At 67.5% G+C, this 15,824-nt stretch carries 14 protein-coding genes; 10 read left to right on the top strand and 4 right to left on the bottom strand.

Going from position 1 to position 15,824, the window contains the following annotated elements; translation table 11 throughout:
* Nucleotides 1-283 precede the first annotated feature (283 nt).
* The 4 genes from ASD42_RS31030 to ASD42_RS34690 all read left to right on the top strand — a co-directional run bounded on the left by ASD42_RS31030 (nt 284) and on the right by ASD42_RS34690 (nt 6,258).
* Nucleotides 284-2,569 carry an IniB N-terminal domain-containing protein gene (locus ASD42_RS31030; protein ID WP_131817278.1) on the top strand — a complete coding sequence of 762 codons (2,286 nt, stop codon included), beginning with the start codon at nt 284-286 and terminating at the stop codon, nt 2,567-2,569.
* A gap of 17 nt (nt 2,570-2,586) precedes the next feature.
* Nucleotides 2,587-4,425 carry a dynamin family protein gene (locus tag ASD42_RS31025; RefSeq protein WP_056823497.1) on the top strand — a complete coding sequence of 613 codons (1,839 nt, stop codon included), beginning with the start codon at nt 2,587-2,589 and terminating at the stop codon, nt 4,423-4,425.
* Nucleotides 4,422-5,984 (top strand): dynamin family protein, encoded by a 1,563-nt coding sequence (locus tag ASD42_RS31020; RefSeq protein WP_084787383.1) that lies wholly within the window; start codon nt 4,422-4,424, stop codon nt 5,982-5,984. The genes ASD42_RS31025 and ASD42_RS31020 overlap by 4 nt, the downstream gene beginning before the upstream one ends.
* A 73-nt stretch (nt 5,985-6,057) precedes the next feature.
* On the top strand, nt 6,058-6,258 hold the full coding sequence (locus tag ASD42_RS34690) for a hypothetical protein (protein WP_131816846.1): 201 nt from the start codon (nt 6,058-6,060) through the stop codon (nt 6,256-6,258).
* Nucleotides 6,259-6,376: 118 nt separating this feature from the next.
* Here ASD42_RS34690 and ASD42_RS31010 read toward each other — a convergent pair whose 3' ends face one another.
* Both ASD42_RS31010 and ASD42_RS31005 read right to left on the bottom strand, forming a co-directional pair.
* Nucleotides 6,377-6,679 carry a hypothetical protein gene (locus tag ASD42_RS31010; protein WP_156677650.1) on the bottom strand — a complete coding sequence of 101 codons (303 nt, stop codon included), beginning with the start codon at nt 6,677-6,679 and terminating at the stop codon, nt 6,377-6,379.
* Between the two features lie 20 nt (nt 6,680-6,699).
* On the bottom strand, nt 6,700-8,391 hold the full coding sequence (locus ASD42_RS31005; RefSeq protein ID WP_056823491.1) for an MFS transporter: 1,692 nt from the start codon (nt 8,389-8,391) through the stop codon (nt 6,700-6,702).
* Between the two features lie 111 nt (nt 8,392-8,502).
* On the opposite strand from ASD42_RS31005, the gene ASD42_RS31000 reads away from it, so the two are divergent.
* The 6 genes from ASD42_RS31000 (at nt 8,503) to ASD42_RS30975 (ending at nt 15,064) form a co-directional block, all read left to right on the top strand.
* Nucleotides 8,503-8,967: a MarR family winged helix-turn-helix transcriptional regulator gene (locus tag ASD42_RS31000; RefSeq protein WP_056823489.1), complete on the top strand. Its 465-nt coding sequence runs from the start codon at nt 8,503-8,505 to the stop codon at nt 8,965-8,967.
* Nucleotides 8,968-9,218: 251 nt separating this feature from the next.
* Nucleotides 9,219-11,084: a molecular chaperone DnaK gene (dnaK, locus tag ASD42_RS30995; protein WP_056823486.1), complete on the top strand. Its 1,866-nt coding sequence runs from the start codon at nt 9,219-9,221 to the stop codon at nt 11,082-11,084.
* Between the two features lie 41 nt (nt 11,085-11,125).
* Complete coding sequence (grpE, locus tag ASD42_RS30990; RefSeq protein WP_371852136.1) at nt 11,126-11,653, top strand: nucleotide exchange factor GrpE; 528 nt, start codon at nt 11,126-11,128, stop codon at nt 11,651-11,653.
* Between the two features lie 24 nt (nt 11,654-11,677).
* Nucleotides 11,678-12,874, top strand: coding sequence for a molecular chaperone DnaJ (gene dnaJ / locus ASD42_RS30985; RefSeq protein WP_056823483.1), 1,197 nt, complete (start codon nt 11,678-11,680; stop codon nt 12,872-12,874).
* A 2-nt stretch (nt 12,875-12,876) separates the two neighbouring features.
* A complete protein-coding gene (locus tag ASD42_RS30980; protein WP_056823480.1) occupies nt 12,877-13,278 on the top strand; it encodes a heat shock protein transcriptional repressor HspR in 402 nt (133 codons plus the stop codon).
* Nucleotides 13,279-13,894: 616 nt separating this feature from the next.
* A complete protein-coding gene (locus tag ASD42_RS30975) occupies nt 13,895-15,064 on the top strand; it encodes an FAD-binding oxidoreductase (protein WP_056823477.1) in 1,170 nt (389 codons plus the stop codon).
* A gap of 59 nt (nt 15,065-15,123) precedes the next feature.
* Here the strand turns inward: ASD42_RS30975 and ASD42_RS30970 are convergent, their stop codons facing one another.
* Both ASD42_RS30970 and ASD42_RS30965 read right to left on the bottom strand, forming a co-directional pair.
* Complete coding sequence (locus tag ASD42_RS30970) at nt 15,124-15,528, bottom strand: PIN domain-containing protein (protein ID WP_056823475.1); 405 nt, start codon at nt 15,526-15,528, stop codon at nt 15,124-15,126.
* Nucleotides 15,516-15,782 carry a type II toxin-antitoxin system Phd/YefM family antitoxin gene (locus tag ASD42_RS30965; RefSeq protein ID WP_056823473.1) on the bottom strand — a complete coding sequence of 89 codons (267 nt, stop codon included), beginning with the start codon at nt 15,780-15,782 and terminating at the stop codon, nt 15,516-15,518. The genes ASD42_RS30970 and ASD42_RS30965 overlap by 13 nt, the downstream gene beginning before the upstream one ends.
* Nucleotides 15,783-15,824: the final 42 nt, after the last annotated feature.

Raw genomic sequence — 15,824 nt, 5'->3', positions numbered from 1 at the left:
CGTTCGCAGGACTTCCGGTGGACCGGTAAACGCTTGGGTAGAGCGAGATCGCCGAGGGCGGGCGTCCCATCCGATCTGTCGGTTGCTAGGGAGCAGCTGTTACCTGTGGTGGGGGAAGTACGGGGAAATTCCCCTAATCCGCGTCGGCCCCTAATGGGGTGCGTTCGGTGGGAACTAGGTATTCGCCCCGTTACCTGTAACGACGTGCCCGCCTAGCGTGAAAGACATTCCAACGACAAACAGATCGGGCATCACCGCCCATGATCTGGAGGAGCTGATCTCGATGACACCGAACGCGATTCTGGAGTTCATCCTCAATCTGCTGCGCGACCCCGATGCCGCGGCCAGTTATTGCGCCAACCCGTGCCAAGCGCTGAGCGTGGCAGGCCTGGCGGTGACCCCGGAGGACATTTCCGCGGTAGCGCCCATGGTGGCCGAATCCGCGCTGGTCAGCGGCGGCTCCCAGTTGCAGGCGATCGTGGCAGCGGGCGCCGCGGCGAGCACGAGCGCGGTTCTCGCTTCCACCGCGACGGCGGCCGCCGCTGTCACCGCGGCCGCGGCAGCCGACGCCGAACTCGACCTCGGCCTCGACGTGGGCCTCGGCGCCGTGGCCTCGGTAGTCGCCGACGCCGCCGCCCAGGTGGGAGCCGGCCTCGACGTCGCCATGAACGCTGTCACCGGCGCGAACGTGGACGTGAACGCCGACCTCGGCGCCGACCTGGCCGCCGGTGTGACCGCCGGTCTCAACGGAGCTTTGAACGGCGCGGTCGGCGTGGGTGGCGATCTTGCTGCCGGCTTCGGCGGTGCTTTGAACGGTGCGGTCGGTGCAGGTGCTGACCTGGCCGCCGGTCTCGGTGGTGCTGTGAATGGTGTGGTCGGCGCAGGTGGCGATCTGGCCGCTGGCGTCGGTGGTGCCTTGAACGGTGCGGTCGGTGCAGGTGCTGACCTGGCCGCCGGTCTCAATGGAGCTCTGAACGGTGCGGTCGGCGCAGGTGGCGACTTGGCTGCTGGTCTCGGTGGTGCTGTGAATGGCGCGGTCGGCCTGGGTGGCGATCTGGCCGCTGGCGTCGGTGGCGCCCTGAACGGTGCTGTCGGCGTCGGTGGCGACCTCGCTGCCGGCCTTGGTGGTGTGGTCGGCGTCGGGGGCGATGTTGCCGCCGGTCTCGGCGGTGTATTGAACGGTGCGGCGGGTGCAGGTGTTGGGCTGGACAGTGCGCTGACCGGCGCCGTCGGCGCGGGTGCCGATCTGGAGACCGGGTTGAACGCTGCGCTGGGTGGCGCGGCCGGTGCCGGTGTCGGTCTGGGTGGCGTGCTGTCCGGTGCGGCTGGTGCTGGTGCGGATCTCGCGGCCGGTCTCGATGGCGTGGTCGGTGCGGGTGCCGGTCTCGGCGGTGCGCTGAACGGCGCGGTGGGTGCCGATCTCGACGGTGCGGTGAATGGGGCAGTGACCGCGGGTGGCGATGTCGCGACCGGTCTGGGCGGTGGCCTCGAAGCCGGGCTGAGCGGGGCGAGCACCGCTGTGGGTGGGCTCGGGGCAGGAGTCAACGGCGGGCTCGGCGCGGTAGCCAACGCGGGGGCGCAGGCTGCGGGCGGGCTCGGAGCCGCCGCGACCACCACGGCGATCACGGGTCTCGACGGTGTGGTCGGCGCGGAGTTCGGCACCGGCCTGGAAACCGGGCTCGGTGGCGCCGTATCGGCGGGCACGGGTCTGATCGGCGGCATCACCGGCGGTGCGAGTGGTGAGTCGGATACCGGATTCGGAATCGACGGATCGCTTATCGGCGGCGGCTCGGAGCAGGTCACGACCGGCTTGGAGTCAGCGCTGTCCACTACGACAGGCATCGGCCTGACCACCGGCCTGCAGGGCGGTCTCGACACCGCGACGACTCTCGGCACCGACATGTCCGGCGCTGTCACCTCGGGTGCACAGGCAGGGTTGAACGGTGCCGTCGAGTCCGGCGTGGGTCTGGCCGGTTCCGCGACCGGCGGTGCGCAGGCGGGCCTCGGTGGTCTCGTCGAGTCGGGTGTGGGTCTGGCCGGATCGGCGACCGGTGGTGCGCAGGCGGGTCTGAACGGTGTCGCCGACGTAGGCGCCGGGCTCGCGGGCTCCGCTGTCGGCAGTGCGCACACAGGGCTGACCGGTGCCGCGGAAACCGGCATCGGGCTGACAGGTTCCGCGACCGGCGGCGCCGATACAGGAACCGGCCTCGAGACCGGCCTCGGCGGCTTCGGCGACGCGGGACTGTCCGGCAGCACCCAGCTTGCGGGCGGCTTCACCTCCGCCGTCGACGGCACGGCACAGGGCAGCACCGCCGCAGTCGGCGGCCTCTCCGGCCAGACCACGGCGACCTCGACAACCCAGGCCGACGCTTCCGGCACGGACAGTGCGACGACGCAGGGCGCGGTGACCACCGCGGCCGACACCTGGTCCGCCGTCGACGTATCGAGCGCGTTCGGTTCCGGCCTGCACGGTTCCGGCCTCGGCGGGACCGAGACGTCGCTGTTCGGTGAATCGAGCACCGTCACCGACCACGGACCCGAAGTGCACACCGACGGACTGTTCCACTGAGCGAAACGGACGATGCGATGACTGTTCTCGCACCGAACGCGGTGCCGCTGACGACGGTGTTGTCCGACATCGTCGCGGCGGCCCATGCCGCGGGCCGCGACGACCTGGTCGCACGCTTGGAGAAGGTGACCGAGCGGGTGCGAGACCCGCGTCACCGGATCGTCGTCACCGGTCAGCTCGGTCAGGGCAAGAGCCGGTTCGTGAACGCACTGCTCGGGATGGATGTGTGCCGGGTCGGCGACGACGCGACCACCGTGCTCCCTCTGCAGCTGTCCTACGGTGAGCAGCAGCGCGCGTACCTGGTGCTCACCGCGCCGGGAACCGACGAATCGCGGGTGGAGATCCCGTTCGACGAGATCGGCGCCGTCGATGCCCGCAGCCCGCTGGCACAGAGCCGGCAGATCGTCCGGATCGAGGCCGAGCTGCCGATTCAGCTGCTCGCCGACGGCATCGTCCTGATCGATACCCCCGGTGTCGGCGGACACGGAAGTGTCTGCGCCGCAGGTGTACTCAGCCTCGCCGCGGCGGCCGACGCGGTGCTCGTGCTTTCCGACGCCTCCACCGAGCTCACCGAACCCGAGCTCACCTTCGTCCGGCAGATCCGCGAAATGTGTCCCGCGGTCGCCGTCCTGCTCACCAAGACGGATCTGTATCCGCACTGGCGTCAGGTGCTCGAGGCTGACCGCGCCCATCTCACGCGCGCGCAAGCCGAGGTCGCGTTGATCCCGGTGTCGGCGCTGCTGCGCGCGCACGCCCTGCGTCTGCAGGACGCGCAGCTCGGCCTGGAATCCGGATTCGGCGTGCTGTTCGGTTTTCTGCGCGATCGGGTCGTCGCCCGCGACCAGGCGGTCTCGCGGCAGGCAGTGGCTCGCGAATTATCTTCGGCGGCAGAGCATCTGGCGCTGGCGCTGGGCAGCGAACTGGTCGCGCTGCGCGATCCGGCAAGCGGCACGGCGGCGGTCAGCGAGCTGCAGTCGGCGCGCGCGGCCGCCGAGGACCTGCAGCGGCGCACCGCGAGCTGGCAGCAGACCCTCGCCGATGGCATCACCGACCTCGTCGGCGATGTCGACCACGACCTGCGCGACCGCCTGCGCGGTATCGCCCGCACCGGCCAGGAGTGGATCGACGAGAACGATCCGGGCAGGCATTGGGGTGCGATCACCGAATGGCTCACCGGCTCCGTGGACACCGCGCTCGGCGACAACCTGGTACTGACCCATCACAGAACAGAACTGCTCGCCGAACGGATCGCCGACCACTTCAGGGAGGTCGGCGCGGTCGAGCTGCCGCAGGTGCACGCCGGAATGGACGAAGAGAGCGGCCTGGTGAGCTCCGGTTCCCTGGCCGATCTCGAGCCGGATATCGGTTTCACGAGCAAGGTGCTCGTCGGTATGCGCGGCTCCTACGGCGGCGTGCTGATGATCGGTCTGGCCACGACCTTCGCGGGCCTGGCCATGCTCAACCCGATCTCCCTCGGCGCGGGTCTGATCGTCGGCGGCAAGGCCTATCGCGACGACAAGTCGGCCCGACTGGCGCGGCGCCGCGTCGAGGCCAACGGGGAGGTTCGCCGGTTCCTCGACGACGTGGCGTTCCAGGCGGCCAAGGACACCAAAGACCGGCTGCACCGCATCCACCGAGCGCTGCGCGACCACTTCGCCGGCGTGGCCGAACGCAGTCTGCGCTCGATCGACGCGTCCCTGCGAGCAGCACAGGAAGCGGCGGCGATGGCCGCCGCGCACCGCGCCGAGCGCACTGTCGTGCTGGAACGCCAACTGCACGCGGTCGCCGAGCTGCGGCGTTACGCGGAATCGATGCAGATCGAACCGAGACGGGCCGACGGTACGGTATCTGGGTGACCCACCGTTTCGACACCGCCGCGCCCGGCGACCGGACCACACCCAGGATCCTGACCGAGGCGCACGAGTTGGTCGGCGCGGCGGCGCGGGCATTCGCTCGTGACGAGTACGCGCGCACGCTGCTGGCCGAATGCGACTACCGATTGCGTGAGCCGCTGCGCGTCGCGTTGGCCGGTTCGATCAAGGCGGGCAAGTCGACATTGCTGAACGCGCTGGTGGGCCAGGCCGTCGCCCCGACCGATGCCACCGAGTGCACCCGCGTCGTCACCTGGTACCGCGACGGCGCGACCCCCACGGTCACCGCGCACGCCGCCGACGGCTCGCGCGCGAATGTGATCGTGCGCCGCGGAAGTGGCGCGCACGGCCTGACCTTCGACCTGAACGGTCTGCGCTGGGACGTGCGCGGTCCCCGCGAGGTGGACCATCTCGAGGTCGGCTGGCCCTCGGCCGCGTTGTCACAGACCACGATCATCGACACCCCCGGCACGTCGTCGCTCTCGCGCGAGGTGTCGCTTCGTACCGCACGATTGCTCACTCCCACTGATACCGGGAGTGATCCGCGAGCGGGCGGCGCTCCGATCTCGGTGCCGGGGGCCGATGCCGTCGTGTATCTGCTGCGCCGTCTCGACGCCACCGATGTGAGTTTCCTCGAGCAGATCGGGGCAGGCGCCGGTGGTGCGGGCCCTCTCGGTGTGATCGGGGTGGTGTCGCGCGCCGACGAGATCGGTTCCGGCCGCATCGACGCGTTGCATTCGGCTCGCGATGTGGCCGCCAGGTTCGCCGGTGAGCTGGAACGAACCGGCCTGTGCCAGGCGGTGATTCCGGTGGCGGGCCTACTGGCGTTCGCCGCTTCGACGCTGCGGCAGCCGGAGTTCGCGGCGTTCGAGGCGTTGTCCACGGTGCCCGCGGAAGACCTCGGGATCGCGTTGCTCTCGGCGGACCGATTCGCCCGCGCCGACATCGCGCTGCCGGTGGCTCCCGAACTCCGCGCGCAGCTGGTGGATCGCTTCGGCCTGTTCGGTATTCGCATGGCCACCATGCTGATTCGCCTCGGTGTCCGCGATTCATCCTCGCTGGCAGCGGAATTGGCGGCCCGCAGCGGAATCGACGAACTGCGTTCGGTGCTGGAGGTCCAATTCGGCCAGCGCGCCGACGAACTGAAGGCGCATTCGGCGCTGAGCACGCTGGACCGGATCCTGGCCGCCTACCCCGGCACCGAGGCCGACGACCTGCGCCCGCGCGTGCGAGCGCGGCTCGCCGACGTGCACGGTTTCACCGAACTCCGACTGCTCGGCCGCCTGCGCACCGACGAATTACCTTTGCCGCCAGCGGTACTCGCCGACCTGCACCGCATTCTCGGCGGCGTCGGGGTAGCGGCGCATCTCCGCCTCGGGCTGTCGGCCGAGGCGGACCCGGACGCCCTGCGCGCCGCGGCTTTCGCCGCCGTTCGTGCCTGGCGAGCCCGAGCGGCCCACCCCCTCGCCGACCAGGCAACCGCCACCGCCTGCCGAGCCGCGGCCCGCAGCGCCGAAGGAATCCTGGCTGAACTTCCCCGGTGAACGCCGCGGATCACGAGCCGCTCAGATGAAGTAGGCAGTCCCCGAAGAACTTCCGGTCCCGTACCCCAAGCTCTTGGCGAACTCCCGAACCGCGATCAACGCATTCCCCACCGGCCCCGGATCGCTGCACGACCCCCCGACCGAGGAGAACGTGCACCCATCATCGGCGATGGCGACCCCGCTGTCGGCCACGGCGCTTCCCCCGGCCGAGACCATCCCGCCCCCGGCCAAGGCGGCGACCACAGCCACTCCGCCGAACGCCCGCTTCCACTGAACTCTGCCCATCGATGCACGCATACCCCGAAACTAGTGCCGGACCGAACTGTTTCGCACCCCTATCGTTGCCCCGAATTCTCGGGGCAACGCGCTCGTCGAGCGTGCGGTAGGGCTGGTCACTCACCCAGCTTCGGCACAACCTCCTCCGCGAGGTACTGCTCGATCCCACGCCCGGCCCGCTCCGCCTGGACGACCGTGGCGCCGTGCTGATGGGCCGCAGCCGTCAAGACCTCCCGGGAGTCGGGTTCGACCCCACCCCCGATCACCAGCACGCGAACCCGTTCACGCCCGAGGATCACGAGTGCCTCGTCGTCGGTGGTCGACCCGAGGACGCGAAATCCGAGCCCGCCCACATAGCCGAGTACGGCATCGACGACTTCGGGTCCGCGCCCGACGGCAAGCAGATCAACTGTGTACATGAGTTTCCGTCCTTGCTGTTTCATACAGTGACAATTTCCGGCTCGTCATCATCGAGCACGCGTTGTTCCAGCTTGGCCTCCTTCGGCAGTGCCAAGAATCCGAGGCACACCAACAGCAGCATCCCGGCGCCGTAGGACAGCGTGTACCGGAACGTCTCGGCGAAGTTCACCGCGTTCGCCTCGGTGCCCGCCTCGGTGAGTACCCGCGAAATCGCTGATTCGCCAACAGAATTCGACTGACAGCTGGCGGGCGTCACCGCCGGATCATCCTCCGCCGACCGATCGTGCACGCACGCCGCGAACCCGGCCACGATCTGATCCTGGACCTCTGTCGGCACTCCCTCTAGCGCCAGCTCCGCCCTGATATCGGGCGTCACGGCGGCCACCCCGAGATCGGAATCCCGGTCCAGCACGGTGAAGAACAGCACGCCGACCAATGCGACGCCCAGCGCGGTTCCCAACTGCTGCCCCGTGTTCAGCAGTCCGGAGGCCGACCCGGCCTCGCGCTGCGGTACCTGTCCGAGCAGCAGATCCAGCGTCGGCGCCACCACCATCCCGAACCCCGCGCCGGTGAGCAACAACGGCAATGCCATCTGCCACGAAGTGAACTCGCTTCCGTACCGCACCCCCATCGCGCCGTACAGCGCGAACCCCGCGGCATTCACCAGTGCCCCGATCATCAACACCCGCCGCCCGTACCGAGCCGCCAGTACTCCGACCGAAAGCCCCGCTCCCACACCGGCTCCCACCGCGAACAGCGCCGATGTGAGCCCGGCTCGCAACGGCGACCACCCGAGCCCGCCCTGCATGAACAACGTCCACACCAGGAAGAACCCGCCCATGGCGATCCAGAACAGCAACCAGGTTCCCACCCCGACCGCGAACGGCCGAGACCGGAAGAGCCCGAGGTCGACCAACGGCGAACGCCCCGCCCGAGCCAGCCCACGCTCGTAGAACAGGAACCCGACGAACATCGCGAGAGCCGCGGCGATCATGACGAAAACCCACGCGGGCCAGTCGAGTCGACGTCCCTCGGTCAACGGGTAGACCAGCAGCAGTACGGACGAAACCGCCAGCACCATCCCGACCGGGTCCAGTCGAGGCGGCGTAGCCGACTTCGAATCACTCATCACGAACCACGCCGCGATGAAGCCCGCGATGCCGATCGGGATGTTCACCAAGAAGATCGGCCGCCACGCCAACCCGAACAGGTCGGCCTGCACCAGGATGCCGCCGAGCGCGAGACCGACCGCTGAGGCCGACCCGCCGACACCGCTGTAGATGGCAATCGCCTTGGCCCGCTCCTCCTTCGGGAACGTCGTCTGGATGATGGCCAGAATCTGCGGCACCATCAGCGCCCCCATCGCGCCTTGGGCGAAGCGGGAGCCGATGAGCACGGTCGGATCGGTGGCCAGCCCGCAGGCCGCCGAGGCGATCGTGAAACCGGCCATGCCGGTGAGGAATACGCGTTTGCGACCGTAGATGTCGCCGAGTCGCCCGCCGGTGATCAACACTGCGGCGAAGGCGAGCACGTACGCCGCGATGATCCATTCGAGCTGTGAGTACTCGGCGTGCAGGTCGTTGCGGATGCTCGGCACGGCCACGTTGACGATGGTCACGTCGAGTAGATCCATGAAGCCGGCGGCCAGGACCACCGCGAAGGCGATCCAGCGCCGGGGATCGGCGTCGGGGGGAGTGGGGGAGGTAGTCACGATGGTCTCTCTTCGAGTAGGGAGTGGAGACCTCTCAAACTATGCACCTCAAGTGATTATCAATCAATAGGGCAATCATGAATGGTGCGTTAATCGGCGTATCGTAGGGGTGTGACCGACCCGACGCAGCTGTCGACCCACGCCGGATTCCTCCTCGGCCAACTGGGCTTCCATACCGCCTACCGCTTCAGTGATCTGCTGGCGCCGCTCGGCATCAAGCCGCGCCACTTCGGCATGCTGAAACTCCTGAGCGCCCACGACGGCCGCACTCAGCAGGAGCTCGGCGAGGCGCTGGAGATCCACCGCAATGTGATGGTCGGCCTGGTGGACGACCTGGAGAAACGCAACCTCGTGGAGCGTCGTCGCCACCCGAGCGACCGCCGCGCCCACGCCCTTCATCTCCTGCCCGCCGCCCATGCCCTCCTGGTCGAAGCCGAGCAGCGGGTAGCCGAGCTGGACGCCGAACTCCTGTCCCCGCTGCCTCCCGAGGATCGTGCCGTCTTCCTCGATCTCCTGCGCCGAACCGCCGAGGGCAACGGCCTGCGCCCCGGCATCCACCCCGGCCTCACCCGATAACTCCGTCTCCGGACCGTCACGATCCAGCATCGGGGGCTGCAGTTGAGCGCACTCGTGGCAAGAATGGCTCGGGGTCGGGAAGTTTTTTTCGGGTGGCGGGAATGAATCGCCGCAGCTACTGGTTGTGCCGATCAACAACCTGAGCGAACCTGACTCAACTTCGGGTTGACTCACGGTGGATCTCGAAGGCAGGATTGAGCCCACTACGCTCAGCGTTGCAATAACCGAACGTCAAACAGGAGGAAACCACTATGGCTCGTGCGGTCGGAATCGACCTCGGGACCACGAACTCCGTCGTCGCCGTGCTCGAAGGCGGCGAGCCGGTCGTCGTCGCGAACTCGGAAGGCTCGCGCACCACCCCCTCGATCGTCGCCTTCGCGAAGAACGGCGAGGTTCTCGTCGGTCAGCCCGCGAAGAACCAGGCGGTCACCAACGTCGACCGCACCATCCGCTCGGTCAAGCGCCACATCGGCACCGACTGGAACGTCGAGATCGACGACAAGAAGTACACGCCGCAGGAGATCTCCGCGCGCACGCTGATGAAGCTGAAGCGCGATGCCGAGGCCTACCTGGGCGAGGAGATCACCGACGCAGTGATCACCGTCCCGGCCTACTTCGAAGACGCCCAGCGTCAGGCCACCAAGGAAGCCGGCCAGATCGCCGGTCTCAACGTGCTGCGCATCGTCAACGAGCCCACCGCGGCCGCGCTCGCGTACGGCCTGGACAAGGGCGACAAAGAGCAGACCATCCTGGTCTTCGACCTCGGCGGCGGCACCTTCGACGTCTCGCTGCTGGAAATCGGTGAGGGCGTCGTCGAGGTTCGCGCGACCTCCGGTGACAACCACCTCGGTGGCGACGACTGGGACGAGCGCGTCGTTTCCTGGCTGGTCGACAAGTTCAAGGCGTCCTCGGGCATCGACCTGACCAAGGACAAGATGGCCATGCAGCGTCTGCGTGAGGCTGCCGAGAAGGCCAAGATCGAACTGTCCTCGGGGCAGAGCACCTCGATCAACCTGCCCTACATCACCGTCGACGCGGACAAGAACCCGCTGTTCCTCGACGAGCAGCTCACCCGCTCGGAGTTCCAGAAGATCACCTCTGATCTGCTGGATCGCACCCGCGCGCCGTTCCAGTCCGTGATCAAGGACTCGGGCCTGAACGTGGCCGATATCGACCACGTCGTGCTCGTCGGTGGCTCTACCCGTATGCCCGCCGTGTCCGACCTGGTCAAGGAACTGACCGGCGGCCGTGAGCCCAACAAGGGCGTGAACCCGGACGAGGTCGTCGCCGTCGGCGCGGCACTGCAGGCCGGCGTGCTCAAGGGCGAGGTCAAGGACGTCCTGCTGCTCGATGTCACCCCGCTGTCGCTGGGCATCGAGACCAAGGGCGGCGTGATGACCAAGCTCATCGAGCGCAACACCACCATCCCCACCAAGCGCTCGGAAACCTTCACCACCGCTGACGACAACCAGCCTTCGGTGCAGATCCAGGTGTTCCAGGGTGAGCGCGAGATCGCCTCGCACAACAAGCTGCTTGGCTCCTTCGAGCTCACCGGCCTGCCCCCGGCCCCGCGCGGCGTGCCGCAGATCGAGGTCACCTTCGACATCGACGCCAACGGCATCGTGCACGTCACCGCGAAGGACAAGGGCACCGGTAAGGAAAACAAGATCAAGATCCAGGACGGCTCCGGTCTGTCCAAGGAAGAGATCGACCGCATGGTCGCCGACGCCGAGGCGCACGCCGCCGACGACAAGGCGCGCCGTGAAGAGGCCGAGACCCGCAACCAGGCCGAGTCGCTGGTGCACCAGACCGAGAAGTTCATCAACGAGCAGAAGCTGAGCGAGGGTGGCGCACAGGTCTCCGCCGATCAGCTGGCGAAGGTGGAGAACGCGGTCGCCGAGGCCAAGCAGGCACTCGAGGGCACCGATATCTCCGCGGTGAAGTCGGCCGTGGAGAAGCTGGCCACCGAGTCGCAGGCCCTCGGCCAGGCGATCTACGAGGCCTCCGCCGCCGCCGACGCGCAGTCCGGGAACGGTGCGGGCCCCAGCCAGGCCGATGACGATCAGGTCGTCGACGCGGAGGTCGTGGACGAGCCGGTCGACACGGACAAGAAGTGACCGAGGCGAACTCCTCGGAGCAGGAGTTGGTCGACGACATTCTGGAAGACACCGCCGACGAGAACGCGGAGGCCGCCACGGCGGACTCCGCCCTCGACGCCGACGTTGTCGAGCCGGAGAACGACGAGCTGGCCGAGCGCACCGCCGACCTGCAGCGGTTGACCGCGGAATACGCGAACTACCGCCGCCGCGTCGAGCGCGACCGTCAGGCCAACATCGATGCCGCCAAGGCCTCGGTGGTCACCGAATTGCTCGCGGTGCTGGACGATCTGGATCGGGCGAGGGCGCACGGCGACCTCGATTCCGGCCCACTGAAGTCCGTCGCCGACAAGCTCGAGACCGCGCTCACCAAGCAGGGTCTCGTCGAATTCGGTTCCACCGGTGACCCGTTCGACCCCACGCTGCACGAGGCAGTGCAGCACGAGGGTTCGGGCGCCGACCCGGTGATCGGCATCGTCATGCGCAAGGGCTATCGGTTCGGCGACCGGGTGCTTCGGCACGCGCTGGTCGGGGTAACCGATGCCGAGACCGCGGGGGCATCGGATCCGGATGCCGGCGACAGTCAATAAGAACGCGAAAGGAGGAGACGCCCGGTGAGCCAACGGGAGTGGATCGAAAAGGACTTCTACAAGGAGCTGGGTGTCTCCTCCGGCGCCTCGCAGGACGAGATCAAGAAGGCCTACCGCAAGCTCGCCCGCGACCTGCACCCGGATTCCAACCCGGGTGACACCAAGGCCGAGGAGCGGTTCAAGACCGTGAGCGAAGCCAATGCGGTGCTGTCGGATCCTGCCAAGCGCAAGGAGTACGACGAGACGCGGCGCATGTTCGCCGGTGGCGGCGGTGGCGGACGAGCCTACGGCGGCGGCGGGTTCAATCCCGGTGCCGGCGGCGGCTTCTCGCAGGACTTCAACATCGGCGACATCTTCGGTCAGGCTGGTGGCACCGGCGCCGCGGGCGACGGCGGGCTCGGCGATCTGCTGGGCGGGCTGTTCAACCGGGGTGGCGGCGGCGGCCGGGCGGCGGCTCGTCCGCGTCGCGGCTCCGATGTGGAGACCGAGACGACGTTGGGTTTCCGCGAGGCCGCCCAGGGCGTCACCGTTCCGCTGCGGATGACCAGTCCCTCGCCGTGCACCACCTGCCACGGCAGCGGCGCCAAGCCGGGCACCAGCCCGCGTGTGTGCCCGCACTGCAACGGCGCGGGCGTGGTCAGCCGTAACCAGGGCGCGTTCGGTTTCAGCGAGCCCTGCGACGACTGCCGCGGCACCGGGTCGATCATCGACGACCCGTGCACCGACTGCTCCGGCACCGGTATCCAGAACCGCACCCGCACCATCACCGTCCGGATTCCTCCGGGCGTCAGCGATGGTCAGAAGATCCGGCTGGCCGGTCAGGGCGAGGCGGGTCTGCGCGGTGCGCCTTCGGGCGATCTGTATGTCACCGTGCACGTCAGCCAGGACAAGGTCTTCGGCCGCCAGGGCGACGACCTCACCCTGGTGCTCCCGGTGAGCTACAGCGAATTGGTACTGGGGACAACAGTTTCGGTACCGACGCTCGACGGCCGGGTCGGCGTGAAGGTGCCCCCGGGCACCGCCGACGGGCGTATCCTGCGAGTTCGTGGTCGTGGCGTACCCAAGCGTGGTGCGGCGGGCGGCGCCGGTGACCTGCTGGTCACGGTGAAGGTCGCGGTACCGCAATCGCTCGACTCCGACGCCACCGATGCGCTCAAGCGGTATCAGGAGGCGGAGAAGGCCAGTGGCTTCGAACCGCGTGCGGGATGGGCGGGTGCTTGACGATGTCCGATGATCCGAAGTCCGTTTCGGGTGCCGCCGCGCGTGCCGAGTTCTTCATGATCTCGGTGGCGGCTCAACTGGCGGGGATGCACGCGCAGACGTTGCGTACCTACGACCGGCTGGGTTTGGTCACCCCGCAACGGACATCGGGTGGCGGACGCCGTTATTCGGCCCGCGATGTCGAGGTGCTGCGCGAAGTGCAGCGCCTGTCGCAGGACGAGGGCGTCAACCTCGCCGGCATCAAGCGCATCATCGAGCTCACCAATCAGGTGGAGGCGTTGCAGCAGCGCGTCGAGGAGATGAGCGCGGAGATGGAGCGGTTGCGGGCGGGCTACCGGCCCGATCTGTCGCCGCCGGCGCGCAGTACCGCGCTCGTGGTGTGGCAGCCACGGCATCGTCGCTGAGCCGTCTTCGATCCGACGAGCCTCCGGTTCGCCCCTCCGCTGTGGTGGAGGCGAGCCGGGGGCTCGTCGGTCTCCGGTCAACCCCCGGCGACCGGCTGGTGACTCTCCAGCAACCCACTTATTCATGATCCTGCTGATCGGAAGTAGCGTTGCGGCGCGCTGAGGTGGGGATTTGTCACCGTGGACGTCCAAAAGTTTGCTGACGGGATGCTGGATTCGGCTCAATCGGAAGGCAATTCGCCGTCCTCGACCAGCCACTCCGGTGTGCCTACCACGCGTGTCATGGCTCGGCGCGTCGGCTTACGACATGCCGTCGTCGTAGCGGAAGGGTCGCTCTACCAGGCACGTTGATATCCAATTGTGTGGAATGCCGGGCACTTTGAGGAATCGTGAGCAAGTGTTCACCCTCAATTAACGGGCCCCGGGTATGTTTTCATGGGAAACTGCTGGGAACCGCCTGGTATTTCAGGAATTACATGCGTGATGTTTAAGAGTACGATTCCTAAGCTGGCAAACCTCGCCTAGACTTCTCGCATCGGCTGCTGACGAGTGTCCTCCCAGCCCGTCACTCGCCGGCGCGGCTAGCGTTCGATGGCGAAACGAGGTTGTGACACATATGGATTCGCGGACTGTCGCTTTGATCCGTACTACGTTCAAGGCGGTTGCTGCGGAAGAAGGTGGACCCGAGAAGCTGTCGAGGTCGTTCTACTCGATCCTCTTCACGGACTACCCCGGTGTCCGAGACTACTTCCCGGCTGCCATGGATTCCCAGCGCGACCGTCTGGTCACGGCGATCTCCTACGCCCTCGACCGACTGGAGGAGCCCGACAAGCTGCTGCCGTTCCTGGCCCAGCTCGGGCGCGACCACCGTAAGTACGGCGTGCAACCGGCTCACTATGTGGCCGTGGCCAACTCGCTGAAGTCGGCCATGCGGTTGTTCGCCGGCGCGGAGATGTGGACCGATGAGGTCGCCACCGCCTGGGACGAGGGCCTGGCCACCATCAGCGGCGCCATGATCAGCGCGGCCGACAAGGAGTCCACCCCGGCTACCTGGACGGGCACCGTCGTCGAACATCGCGAGGTGCTGCGCAATCTCTCGATCGTCCGAGTCCAGCTCGACGTGCCGATGCAGTACGCCGCCGGTCAGTATCTCAGCGTGCAGATCCCCTCGCGGCCGCGGATGTGGCGCTATCTCTCGCCCGCGAACCCGGCCAACCCCAACGGCGAGATCGAGTTCCACATTCGCGGGGTGCTCGGCGGCTGGGTCAGCCCCGCCATGGTCGCGCACACCGCCGTCGGCGACCAGTGGGCGCTCGGCTCCCCTCTCGGCGGCCTCGGCGTGCCACGCAACACCAAACGCAAGATGCTCATGGTCGGCTGCGGCACCGGCATCGCCCCCCTGCGCGCGCAGATCATGTCGATGGCTCAGCGCCGGGTGAACCCGAAGGTCCACCTGTTCGTCGGCGGCCACCACCCCTGCGACCTCTACGACCTCCAGGTCCTGAGCCAACTCGCCATCGCCAACAAATGGCTCACCGTCACCCCCGTCACCGAAAGTGACGAAAACCCGTGGTGGTACTTCGATTCCGGTGAACCCCACCCCGAACTCCCCGGCCTCGAGCCCCGCATGACCGGCCAGATCGGCAAGGTGGTGGCAAGCTACGGCCCTTGGGCAGACCGCGACGTCCAGATCGTCGGCTCTCCCTCGATGGTCCAAACCACCAAGTTCCGCCTCATGGCAGCAGGCACGCAAGCCCAGTCGATCCGCCACGACCCCTTGTTCTGACTTGTCATTCCCGCAGGACGCAAGCCCAATCGATCCGCCACGACCCCCTGTTCTGAGAGTCACCCAACCAGGAGGGCTTCGACTCCTGGAAGCTCGCCGAACTTGGCGCGCCGATCGGTGGTGATGACAGTCCGTCCGGTCGCCCGCGCGGTGGCCGCGATGATCAAGTCGTGCGCGCCATGCGGCGTACCTTCGGCTCGAACATAGGAGAGCAGTTCCGCGTGATGTTCGGCGATCGCATCGTCATAGGGAATGCTCGGCACGATAGCGCGGAACTCCGCGAGAAACGCTCGCGCGCTCGCTTGTTTCGCCGGGTTGGTCTGACCGGCGAGCCCGGTGAGGTACTCCGCGATCACCACCGAAGCAACGGCAACGTTATCGCTGTCCGTGATGATGTCGGTCAGATCGACTGTCCCCCGATCGCTGGCGATCAGCACTCCGGTATCGAGGATCAGCTTTGCCACGGGTCACTGTCTTCGTCGGCGCTCGCATACTGATCGATCGCATCGACGGCCGCCTCGAACTCATCGTCCAACCCGATCCTGCCCGACCACTTGCGAGCCAACCCGTTGAGACTGGCGCCGTTGGCGCGCGGCGCCGGAAGTAGCCTCGCCACACACACGCCCTTGCGAGTAATAACAAACTCTTCACCCGCCTCGGCCTCATCGAGCACCCGAGCAAACGCTCGCGCAGCCTCGGTCGCACTGATCTCCTTCATGAAATCATGATATCAGAATCAGATAATCGGATTCACATCTTG

It is taken from the genome of Nocardia sp. Root136 (genome assembly GCF_001427185.1).
Taxonomy (GTDB): Bacteria; Actinomycetota; Actinomycetes; order Mycobacteriales; family Mycobacteriaceae; genus Nocardia; species Nocardia salmonicida.
This window is presented reverse-complemented; position numbering and strand designations above follow the sequence as displayed.